General features: G+C 52.1%; 12 protein-coding genes. 1 reads left to right on the forward strand and 11 read right to left on the reverse strand.

Going from position 1 to position 11,406, the window contains the following annotated elements; translation table 11 throughout:
• Positions 1–33 precede the first annotated feature (33 nt).
• From rplB to rpsL, 10 genes are all read right to left on the reverse strand, one after another.
• Complete coding sequence (rplB, locus tag LKE23_RS04855) at positions 34–879, reverse strand: 50S ribosomal protein L2 (protein WP_291976210.1); 846 nt, start codon at positions 877–879, stop codon at positions 34–36.
• Between the two features lie 25 nt (positions 880–904).
• Positions 905–1,201, reverse strand: coding sequence for a 50S ribosomal protein L23 (gene rplW, locus LKE23_RS04860; protein WP_267200850.1), 297 nt, complete (start codon positions 1,199–1,201; stop codon positions 905–907).
• The gene (gene rplD / locus LKE23_RS04865; protein WP_291976212.1) at positions 1,201–1,824 is read right to left on the reverse strand and encodes a 50S ribosomal protein L4; all 624 of its coding nucleotides are present in this window, start codon (positions 1,822–1,824) and stop codon (positions 1,201–1,203) included. Before rplD ends, rplW begins: the two co-directional genes overlap by 1 nt.
• A gap of 21 nt (positions 1,825–1,845) precedes the next feature.
• Positions 1,846–2,505 (reverse strand): 50S ribosomal protein L3, encoded by a 660-nt coding sequence (gene rplC, locus LKE23_RS04870; RefSeq protein ID WP_291976213.1) that lies wholly within the window; start codon positions 2,503–2,505, stop codon positions 1,846–1,848.
• 50 nt (positions 2,506–2,555) lie between these two features.
• The gene (gene rpsJ / locus LKE23_RS04875) at positions 2,556–2,864 is read right to left on the reverse strand and encodes a 30S ribosomal protein S10 (RefSeq protein ID WP_291976214.1); all 309 of its coding nucleotides are present in this window, start codon (positions 2,862–2,864) and stop codon (positions 2,556–2,558) included.
• Positions 2,865–3,184: 320 nt separating this feature from the next.
• Entirely contained in the window at positions 3,185–4,516 is a 1,332-nt protein-coding gene (locus LKE23_RS04880) for a uracil-xanthine permease family protein (RefSeq protein ID WP_291976215.1), read from the reverse strand.
• 34 nt (positions 4,517–4,550) lie between these two features.
• Positions 4,551–5,885 carry a guanine deaminase gene (gene guaD / locus LKE23_RS04885; RefSeq protein ID WP_291976216.1) on the reverse strand — a complete coding sequence of 445 codons (1,335 nt, stop codon included), beginning with the start codon at positions 5,883–5,885 and terminating at the stop codon, positions 4,551–4,553.
• A gap of 178 nt (positions 5,886–6,063) precedes the next feature.
• Complete coding sequence (fusA, locus tag LKE23_RS04890) at positions 6,064–8,154, reverse strand: elongation factor G (RefSeq protein WP_291976217.1); 2,091 nt, start codon at positions 8,152–8,154, stop codon at positions 6,064–6,066.
• A gap of 125 nt (positions 8,155–8,279) precedes the next feature.
• Entirely contained in the window at positions 8,280–8,750 is a 471-nt protein-coding gene (gene rpsG / locus LKE23_RS04895) for a 30S ribosomal protein S7 (protein ID WP_267200843.1), read from the reverse strand.
• Between the two features lie 20 nt (positions 8,751–8,770).
• On the reverse strand, positions 8,771–9,184 hold the full coding sequence (rpsL, locus tag LKE23_RS04900; protein WP_267200842.1) for a 30S ribosomal protein S12: 414 nt from the start codon (positions 9,182–9,184) through the stop codon (positions 8,771–8,773).
• A 254-nt stretch (positions 9,185–9,438) separates the two neighbouring features.
• Between rpsL and LKE23_RS04905 the strand changes: the two genes are divergently transcribed.
• Positions 9,439–10,125, forward strand: a complete 687-nt coding sequence (locus tag LKE23_RS04905) for a prepilin peptidase (RefSeq protein WP_291976218.1) — start codon at positions 9,439–9,441, stop codon at positions 10,123–10,125.
• Positions 10,126–10,157: 32 nt separating this feature from the next.
• On the opposite strand, the gene LKE23_RS04910 is transcribed toward LKE23_RS04905, so the two are convergent.
• Positions 10,158–11,342, reverse strand: a complete 1,185-nt coding sequence (locus LKE23_RS04910; protein WP_291976219.1) for a DUF998 domain-containing protein — start codon at positions 11,340–11,342, stop codon at positions 10,158–10,160.
• Between the last annotated feature and the right edge of the window lie 64 nt (positions 11,343–11,406).

The following is an 11,406-nucleotide window of genomic DNA, read 5'->3' on the forward strand; positions in this document are numbered from 1 at the left end:
TAGTGTACCTCCTCTCGGGTATTAAAACGTCAATTAACGAGTATGTGGACCGCGCTTCCGACCACGAACAATGAACTTGTTTGAACGAGCCTTGTGTGAACGGGTCTTCTTACCAACGGTCTTCTTACCCCATGGAGACAGAGGAGATGGTAAACCAACTGGTTGCTTACCTTCACCACCACCATGTGGGTGATCATTAGGGTTCATAACAGAACCACGAACGTGTGGACGTTGACCAGCGTAACGGGTCCGACCAGCCTTACCCTTGATTAAGAGGGCGTGTTCGTCGTTACCAACAGTCCCGATAGTTGCACGGCAAGTAGCCAGAACCATCCGAACTTCACCAGAAGAAAGACGAACCAGAACGTACTTTTCTTCCTTACCAAGCAGCTGTGCGGAGGCACCAGCTGAACGGGCGATTTGGCCACCCTTGCCTGGCTTTAATTCAATGTTGTGAATGATGGTACCAACTGGAATGTTCTTCAATGGAAGAGCGTTACCAACCTTGATATCAGCATCTGGACCTGACTGAACGGTCATGCCAACCTTTAAGCCCTTAGGAGCAATGATGTATGACTTAGTACCGTCAGCGTAAACCAGGAGCGCAATGTTAGCAGTCCGGTTAGGGTCGTATTCGATGGCCTTAACAGTTGCTGGAACATCGTCCTTGATCCGCTTGAAGTCAATGATCCGGTATTGACGCTTAACTCCACCACCACGGTGACGAACAGTAATGTGTCCGTAACTGTTACGGCCGGCGGTGTGCTTTAATGGGGCCAGTAATGACTTTTCAGGGGTCGTCTTCGTGATGTCCGCGAAGTCGTAGCCGTTCATGTTCCGGCGACCGTTAGTAGTAGGTTTATACTTACGAATTCCCACTGTGTTTTCCTCCTTTTTTTAATGATTAGTTTTCACTGTTGTCGTTGAACAGCTTGATTTCGTCTGAATCAGCAGAGAGCGTAACGATTGCCTTGCGACGGCGCTTCGTGTAGCCAACGTAACGGCCTTGACGCTTCTTCTTACCCTTCAGGTTCATGATGTTAACCTTAACAACCTTAACACCGAAAATTTCTTCAACGGCGTTCTTAACTTGCGTCTTGGTTGCTCGTAAATCAACATCGAACGTGTAACGCTTGTCGTCCATGCCGGCCATTGAGGCTTCGGTAACAACTGGACGTAAAATAATGTCGCGTGCTTCCATTATGCGAGCACCTCCTCTACTTGAGAAAGAGCAGACTTGGTGATGACAACCTTCTGTGCATCAGCAACGTTTAAGATGTTAACACCGGCTGGAGTAACAACGGTTGCGTTAGCCAAGTTGCGAGCAGATAAGGCAGCGTTCTTGTCATCATCAGTAACAACAACCAGTGCCTTTTCAGCAACGTTTAAGTTGCTCATTGCAGCTGCGAATTCCTTGGTCTTTGGTGCATCAAAGTTCAGAGCATCAACAACTACCAGGCTGTCGTCTTGAACCTTCTGGGAAAGAGCAGACTTGATAGCCAGCTGACGAACCTTGCGTGGCAGGCTGTACTTGTAGGAACGTGGAGTAGGTCCGAAGACAATACCACCACCACGGAATTGTGGTGAACGAATGGATCCCTGACGAGCACGACCAGTACCCTTTTGACGCCATGGCTTCTTACCACCACCGCTAACGGCGGAACGGTTCTTAACGGCGTGAGTACCCTGACGCAGTGAAGCGCGTTGACGCAGGATAGCATCGAATTCAGCGTTTTGGTTAGGTTCGATGCCGAATACAGCGGCGTTCAGTTCAATGGTGCCGTTTTGGCTACCATCTTGCTTGTACAAATTAACGCTAGTCATTTATTTCTTCCTCCTTTCTGATTATTTGTTGTGTTGCTTGCTCAGGCTCTTCTTGGTGTTAGCCTTCACAGAGTTCTTGATCGTAACGTAGGACTTGTTAGCGCCCGGAACGTTACCCTTGATCAACAGAACGTTATTGTCTAAGTCGACCTTAACAACTTGTAAGTGTTGCATCGTAACAGTCTTGTTACCCATCCGGCCTGGGAGCTTCATACCCTTGAATACCCGGTTAATGATGGCACCCAGAGAACCAGGACGACGGTGGTAACGAGAACCGTGCGCCATAGGTCCACGAGATTGGTTATCCTTGTGGATGTTACCTTGGTAACCATGACCCTTGGTAGTACCCGTAACGTCGACAGTTTCACCTTCAGAGAAGACGTCTGCCTTGACTTCGTCGCCGACTTTGATATCCCCTAATTCAGCGTCACGGATTTCACCGATGAAGCGCTTAGGGGTCGTATTTGCTTTTGCTGCATGACCTTGTTCAGGCTTGTTGCTCAAGATTTCGCGCTTGTCGTCAAAACCAAGTTGAACAGCGCTGTAACCATCGTTTTCAACGGTCTTGATTTGCATAACAACGTTTGGCGTTACGTCGATAACAGTAACTGGTACCAATTCACCGTTGTCAGTGAAGACTTGAGTCATACCAACCTTTTTACCTAAGATTCCTTTGGCCATGAGTACACCTCCAATTTAATTGTTTTGATTTTTAATCTGATAAGAAATAATTACAGCTTGATTTCGATGTCAACACCACTTGGCAGGTCGAGCTTCATTAATGAGTCAACCGTCTTTGGCGTTGGGTCGATGATGTCGATCAAACGCTTGTGGGTCCGCATTTCAAACTGTTCCCGAGACTTCTTGAACTTGTGTGGTGAACGGATAACCGTGTAGATAGTCCGTTCAGTTGGTAACGGGATTGGACCTGAGATTTGAGCACCTGTCCGCTTAGCGGTATTCACGATCTTATCAGCAGATTCATCGAGAATACGGTGTTCATAAGCCTTTAACCGAATACGAATCTTTTGTTTTGCCATTATGTTCCCTCCTTCGTCAGATTTAAAATTTGACTAGCTCCGCGGAAATTACCGCCACATCCTGTGGCAAAGCGGCCGGGTGTGTCGCAACCTTCCGCATCAACGCTTCGCAGCTTCAGCTCCTATGGGGGTAGGGCAAAACTACCCGCCAACGCTCAAGCACCTATCCATAATACTAAAGAATCGCCGTCAGATCAAGTCTTTAAAGCAATTAATTTTGACTGAAATCTTTTTGTAACGAAAATCGGTTTCAAAATTGGCAGCAAAAAAAGCGCGAAAAAATTTTTAACGCGCTTTTTGGATCGTTTCTTCTATATTAATTAGGAAAGCTTGGTCTGCTTGGTTGGCATCAAGAGGTGCAGGATGATTGCCGTCAGTGCCGCAACCGCGATTGGGGAACCAAGCAGGTATTGAACCACCTGGGGAGCCGCAGCGGTGATCTTCTTCGGGATCAGTACCAGGGCAATCGTCAGGATGATTGGCAGCCCGATGACGTAGAGGTCACTTTCGCCGGTCTTAATGTTGCGAATGACGTTCAGCCCGTTGAGCATGATCGTCACGGTGATGATCGCAAAGACCCCACCGATCACCGGCGCCGGGATGGCAGCTAAGAAGGCCGACAGCTTCGTGCAGAAGCCGAGGACGATGAACCAGAAGCCGGCCGAGATGAAGACCCGCTTGCTGGCCACCCCAGTGATCGAAATGATCCCGGCGTTGGTCGAGTAACCGGTCACCGGCGTCGTTCCGGTAATCGTAGCAACCAGACAGCTCAGCCCCTCACCGATGATCCCGCGGTTCCACTGCTTCTTAGTGATCTGGTGGTTGGTGACGGCGCCCATCGCAAACCAGGTCCCGGTAGTTTCCGTCGTCAGGATGGCGTAGATGATGATGAAGGTCAAAATCGCCGTGCCGTTAAAGTGCATCCCCCAGTAGAAAACGGTTCGCTGCGGCAGGCTGAACCACGGTGCCGCCGTAACCGAGCTGGCATCGAAGCGGCCCATCGTTGCACTCAGGGCCGTGCCGACCAGGAGGGCAATCACGATCGAGCCGGTCTTAAAGACTTTCTGTACCCGTGGGAAACGAATGCTGATGGCAACGCAGACCAGCAGGACCAGGGCCGTAACGGCGGCCAGCTCCATGTTCTGGTAGACGTTTCCCTTGGCCTCGAAGATATTATCGTTTAAGGCCGATGGAATCAGCGACAGCCCCACGCAGGTGATGATCGTCCCACCAACCACGGCGGGCACCAGGTGGTTAATGATCTTCTGAAAGACCCCACTCAATCCCAACAGGATCAGGAGCAAGCCCCCGATTAAGAGTGAGCCCATTAAGGTCGCCATCCCGCCGCCGTGAACACCGCCGCTGGCGAGAACCACCCCCGCGGCCGCCGTCAGCGGAACGAAGGATGGCCCCTGGGAAACGGGCATCTTCATGAAGTAGGCCGTTTGCAGGATCGTCCCAATTCCGGCCGCCAAGAAGGTCGCCTGCAGAAGCGCCGTGGAATCGGCCGAGCCCATTGCCAGCAGCCCCGCCAGGATAATCGGCGGGACATAGACGTCCATCGCCAGAACGTGCTGCAAGCCGAGCAGGGCAGCTTCACCGGCCGGTACCTTTTCGTCCGGTCCAATCAACAAGTGTGCTTTTTCATCCATTATTTCTCAAATTCCTCCTGTGCCATTATCAAAATCAATTCTCGTAAACTAGGTGCCCGTTGACGTAGACGCCCCGAATATCGGCCGCCTCCGTTTGATAAAGCAGCCGTTCAAAGACATCCTGCGTCGAAAGCGGGGTAAAACTGGAATGGGCGCTGACGACCTGTAAGTCTGCCCGATAGCCGGCCTTGATCTGCCCGCTCTTGATGTTAAGGGCCCGGGCCCCGCCGACCGTCGCCAGGTAAAAGGCGTTGGTCACCGTGATCCGAGAAGCAGCAACGCCCCGCTCGCTTGCTGGCCGCTTGCTATCAACGCCATCCTCCAGCATTCGGGAGGACTTCACGGCCTGACGAATATTATGGTAGAGACTCGGCGTGTAGCCACCCGAAATGTCAGATCCCAGTCCTAGCCGGTTCCCGGCCGCCAGCAGGTAGTGTACCGGCAAAACTCCATTGCCAAAGTAGGCGTTCGAAATCGGGCAGTGCGCCAGCGCGGTTTGCCGTTCCTTCAGTAATCCCATGTCTTCATGGGTTAACTGGGTGCCGTGGGCCATCACCGCCCGGTGGGTCAGCAGACCAAAGTGGTCCAGGGTGACGGCATCGTGCATGCCAAAGTGGTCGATGGCGTACTGACTCTCCCAGTTGCTCTCGCTGACGTGGGATTGGATTGGCAGGTCGTACTTGGCCGCCAGCTTGCCTAGGCCCGCCAGTGTCTCAGCAGTACAGCTGGGCACGAAGCGTGGTGTGATCACCGGCGTCACCAGGTCGTCGGCCCCGGCCGTTTCTTGAACGCGTTGAATGAAGTCTTCACTCGCCCGCAAGGCCGCCGCCGGTGAAGCGTCGCGATAGTATTCCGGGGTCTCTTCCGGATTGTCCATGGCCACCTGACCGACGAAGCCCCGCAGCCCCTGCCGACGACACTGGGCCGCCAGTTCTAGGTTGGCACTCACGTGAATGGTGCCAAACATCATTGCCGTCGTGGTTCCGTGGGCCAACAGGGTGTGAACAAAGTCCTGGTAAACCCGCGCCGCAAAGTCACGGTCGCTAAACTTGGCCTCCAGCGGGAAGGTGTAGTGGTTGAGCCATTCCTCCAGCGGCCGGTCCAGAGCCAACCCCGCCTGCGGCCACTGGGGAGCGTGGACGTGAAGGTCAATAAACCCGGGCAAAAGGTACTCACCCTTGGCAAGCTCTCTTAGCTGGCCCGCCTTCTTGGCTGCCTGCCGGACCCGCTCGAAGTCCTGGTCGCCCGGCGTCAGCACCCGCTCAATCCAGCCGTGATCATCGATCGCCACCAGGCAGTCTGCCAGCGCCTGAACGTGATCGGCATCCAAAGCGGTAAAGGCCGGTCCGTGAATAATCAATTTCTTCACTCCCTCGTTTCATTTTCTGTAGTCTAACACGAACATTAGATGATGTAAACAGTCATTTATTCGTTAATAGTTGTTTTTTAAGCATTAAAAGAGGTAAAAGGTTCAACTAATTATTTAAAACTTTAAAAAGAAAAAAGACCGGCATTTACCGATCTTTTTTACGGTTCAGGCGACAAGATTAGTCGTTGCCCTTACCGTTCTTCTTGATAATGTCTTCTTGGATAGCCTTCGGAACTGGTGCGTAGTGGTCGAAGGACATCGTGAAGGTACCACGACCCTGGGTAGCAGACCGCAGAGCAGTAGCGTAACCAAACATTTCTGACAGTGGAACGTAGGAGTGGATCTGTTGAGCGTTACCACGTTCTTCCATCCCTTCGATGGTCCCACGACGAGCAGTAACCTGACCCATGACGTCACCCATGTTGTCTTCTGGAACAACAATGTCAACCTTCATGATTGGTTCAAGGATTACTGGGTCAGCCTTCTTAGCAGCATTCTTCAGAGCGAGGGATGCGGCAACCTTGAAGGCCGCTTCACTAGAGTCGACTTCGTGGTAAGAACCATCGTAAAGCTTGGCGTGCATGTCAACCAGTGGGTAACCGGCCAGCACACCGTTTTGCATAGCTTCCTTCAGACCCTGTTCAACGGCTGGGATAAATTCACGAGGAACAACCCCACCGACGATGGCGTCTTCGAATTCGAAGCCCTTACCTTCTTCCAGTGGCGTAAATTCGATCCATACATCACCGTATTGACCCTTACCACCAGACTGCCGAACGAACTTACCTTGGGCACTAGCCGTCTTGGTAAATGCTTCACGGTAGGAAACTTGTGGCTTACCAACAGTAACTTCGGCGTGGAATTCACGACGCAGACGTTCAACAATGATGTCCAGGTGCAATTCACCCATCCCGGCGATCAGCGTTTCACCAGTTTCAGGGTTAGTTTCAGCCTTGAAGGTTGGGTCTTCTTCAGCCAGTTTTTGCAGACCACGGTCCATCTTGTCCTGGTCGGCCTTGGACTTAGGTTCAACGGAAACCTGAATAACTGGGTCAGGGAAGTCCATGGATTCAAGTTGCAGTGGGTGATCTGGGTCGGTCAGGGAGTCACCAGTACCAGTGTTCTTCAGACCGATCGCAGCGGCGATATCACCAGAGAATACTTCTGGGATTTCGTGTTGCTGGTTGGAGTGCATCTGCAGCAGACGACCAACACGTTCACGCTTGCCCTTGGTAGCGTTCAGAACGTAAGAACCAGATTGCAGAGAACCAGTGTAAACCCGCAGGAAGGTCAGACGACCAACGAATGGGTCGGTAGCAATCTTGAAGGCCAGGGCAGCGAATGGTGCCTTGTCGTCGGCCTTCAGTTCAACTTCGTTCCCGTCTTCATCGTGGGCAACGTATGGCTTAACGTCCAGTGGTGATGGCAGGTAGTCGATAACGGCGTCCAACAGCATCTGGATACCCTTATCCTTGTAGGCAGAACCAGCCAGAACTGGGTAGAAGTCTTCGTTCAGGGTACCCTTACGGATAGCAGCCTTCATTTCGTCAACGGAAACTTCATCACCGTTCAGGTACTTTTCCATGATGGTGTCGTCAACGTCGGCCAGCGTTTCCAGCAGTTGGTCATGGCGCTTTTCGGCTTCGTCCTTCATGTCAGCTGGAATTTCATCGGTGTCCCAGTGAGTCCCCAGCTTGTCTTCGTCGTAAACGTAGGCGCACATCTTGACCAGGTCAACAACCCCTTGGAAGTTGTCTTCGGCACCGATTGGCATTTGGATCGGCAGTGGGGTAACGTTCAGGCGATCCTTGATCGTTTGAACGGAGTAGTCAAAGTCCGCACCAATCTTATCCATCTTGTTAGCGAAGATGATCCGCGGAACGTTGAAGTCGTCGGACTGACGCCAAACAGTTTCGGTCTGTGGTTCAACCCCGGCCTGGGCGTCCAGGATAACGATCGCACCATCCAGCACCCGGAGTGCACGTTCAACTTCGACAGTGAAGTCAACGTGTCCTGGGGTATCGATGATGTTGATCCGGTAATCCTTCCAAACGGCAGTGGTGGCAGCGGACGTGATAGTGATACCACGTTCCTTTTCTTCATCCATCCAGTCCATTTGTGAAGCACCATCGTGGGTTTCACCAATCTTGTGAATCTTACCAGTGTAGTAAAGAACCCGCTCAGTAGCAGTCGTCTTACCGGCATCAATGTGGGCTACGATCCCGATGTTACGGGTCTTATTAAGAGGGTATTCACGCTTGTTAGCCATCTTTTAAGTGTATCTCCTTCCGTACAATTAAATCGTCATTTTTAGAAAAAGGGATGACGATCATTCATTAATAACGTCACCCCTTAATTGTAACCTGCTAAGCAGCTGGTTTCAATCGACAGTGATTACCAGCGGTAGTGTGCGAAGGCCCGGTTAGCTTCAGCCATCCGGTGAGTGTCTTCACGCTTCTTAACAGAAGCACCAGTGTTGTTGGAAGCATCGATGATTTCACGGGAAAGCCGTTCTACCATCGTGTGTTCCCCACGCAGCCGTGCGTATTGAACAATCCAACGAAGACCTAAAGTAGTCCGCCGGTCTGGACGAACTTCGATCGGAACTTGGTAGTTGGAACCACCAACACGACGAGCCTTAACTTCCAGTACAGGCATAACGTTTTCCATAGCTTGTTGGAAAACTTCAACTGGATCGTTGCCAGTTTCTTCCTTGATTTGGTCAAAGGCAGCGTACAGAATCTTGGTAGCAGTCCCGCGCTTACCGTCAACCATCAAGTGGTCGATTAAGCTCGTAACCAGCTTTGAGTTGTACACTGGATCTGGTAAAATTTCACGCTTTTGTACATGTCCTTTACGTGGCATTACTTAACTCCTCCTTAAAATTACTTCTTCGGCTTCTTGGCACCGTACTTGGACCGTGACTGCATCCGGCCTTCAACACCGGCAGTATCCAGGGTACCACGGATGATGTGGTAACGAACCCCAGGCAAGTCCTTAACACGACCACCACGGATTAAGACAACTGAGTGTTCCTGCAGGTTGTGACCAATACCAGGAATGTAAGCAGTAACTTCGATCAGGTTGGAAAGACGTACACGGGCGTACTTCCGCAGAGCTGAGTTAGGCTTCTTAGGAGTCATCGTCCCGACACGGGTAGCAACCCCACGCTTTTGCGGTGATGGAGTCTTAACTTCTTCCTTCTTAAAAGTGTTGTAAACATAGCCCAGAGCTGGTGACTTTGACTTGCCACGGTGGCTCTTACGGCCCTTACGTACCAATTGGTTAATGGTTGGCATAATTTTTCCCCTTCCTTGATTTAAGTCCACACATCCAGGCGGTTCTTTTTTGAAAATAAAAAAATGACTGGATGAATATTAGATTGTCGTGCCTTCGTTGACGCACAGTCTGCCCAACGACAGACACTCCGTTGCTAAAAAAGCACCTTCAATAGACTATCACGTCCCCCAAGGAATGTCAACGAGAGACGGCAAAATTTAATTTAATGCTTTCGGCGTTTTTTTCCGTACTTATCTAGTAGGAGGGATTTTTTATGCTTATTCTACTAGTCTTTACCGTCCTCGCCACCTGCACGACTTCCTTTATTAACCTTTGCGCCTACCGACTGGGCCAGGGGCAGTCCCCGCACTCCCCCGCCCGCTCTTACTGCGAACACTGCCATCGCGCACTCTCCTGGTGGCAGCTGATCCCCATTTGCGGTTACCTCCTTCAGGCCGGGCGCTGCCGTTTCTGCCGCCAGCCGATTAACCCCTATTGGCCGCTCAGCGAAGCCAGCTGTGGTCTCTTAATGTTTTGCTGCGGTGGTGCGGACGTCTTTCACAACGTTCTCGTCCTGATTTTCCTCATGGCGCTGCTCTTCATCACCACCACCGACCTGCTCTACCAGGTTCTCTACCCGCTCAGCCTGATCGGTCTCATCACGCTGGCGGGACTGCTGCCGGATTGGCACTGGTCCTCCCCGAGCAGCCTCTTGATCGGGGGAGGCTTTCTAGTCTTTATCGGTCTCCTAACTCTGCCCCGCCACGGGATGGGCAGCGGCGACCTCATGTACCTGACCGTCGTTTTTATCTTCTTCGGCTGGTACAAGGGGGTCATCCTCCTACTGGTTGCCTGCCTCCTGGCCCTCCCCTGCTTTGCCTTTTCACGAGCCACGGTCCGCCTTCCCTTCTTACCGGCCCTTTGTCTAGCCACCGTCCTCGTCCTGATTTTTTGCCCATAAAAAAGCCGCCCCAGCAAGTGGAGCGGTTAGTTTTAGTGGTCCTGTTGGTCATCCTCACCCGGCACGATTTTCACCAGGAAGAGGTTATGACCAAAACGGGCCAGGTTTTCGATATTTTGCAACAACAAGAGGAGCCAGGAAAAGGCCAAGCCGAATTCCAAAAGCTCAAAGGCGGTCAGCGAAAGATAGTCGCTGAGCTTGAAGAAAATGTAGCCCAGACCCATCAAGGCACCCATGATGTAGGACAGGATCAGGAACTGGCGGGTCACCTCCGGCAGGATCCAGCGGACCAGCACGATGATGATCAGCATGATGTAGACCAGCCACATCGAGATCCGATCGTGGAGAATATGGTACTTTGGGTCGTTGGGGAAGATCCCAATCGCGGCCACGCAGGCCGACAGCATGTAGAGCAGCCAGCGAAGCACCAGGACCCCCTTGCCCTTGTAGCGCTTCTGGACGTTGACGAACAGGTAGTCCACCAGCACCATCATCAGCAGGCCGGAAAAGATCAGGGTGACGTTGAACTGGAGGTTGGCCGAATTCTGCGCCGTCCCCAGGAAGCTGAAGTTGTGCTTCCACCAATCCCGCGCCGAGTTCGTCAGCATCGAGAAGAGCATTCCCCCGATGATCATGATCGTGAGCAGGTTGGTTACCACGCCCGAGGTCAGGGTCATGGCCAGGTTGATCATGATGTAGTTGACCCCGGCATCGATCACGAAGAGAAAGAAGGTCGACGTATAGAGGTCAAAGCGGGCGTCCATAAACATCTGTCCGAGCAACCAGAAGACCGCCGTAAAGGAGAAGAGCATGATCAGCCCGCAGGCAATCGCCAATGGCGGCAGGCTCCGCCAATAGAAGTCCTTGGCCGGGCCGGTCTTGCGCAGCTTTTCGATCACGAAGGTCGCCACAAAGGTCACCAGACCCGAAATAACCCCCAGGACCAGGGCACCGTTGGCCAGCGAATAGTCGCTGCCGGTCAGCGGCACCGCTCCGTGGTAGTGGATCGAGCGGAAAAACAGGTAAAAGACCACCGTCATGATGGCCGCCGGGAGGGCGTACCACCAGAAACTGATCTGGGGCAGCTGGTCAATCACCCGTGCCGGACGCAGGTCGAGCTGTTTGTGGTTGACGCTCAGGGCTAACTTGTCACCGGGCTTAAAGTCCGTCTGTTTCAGTGCCGACTCGGGAATTTCAATTTGATATTTTTTAGTCAAAGAAACACCTCAAATCACAAAAAAGGAGGCTGGGATACTTCCCAGCCTCCTTTTTTCTTGTCCA

It is taken from the genome of Limosilactobacillus sp. (genome assembly GCF_022482365.1).
Taxonomy (GTDB): Bacteria; Bacillota; Bacilli; order Lactobacillales; family Lactobacillaceae; genus Limosilactobacillus.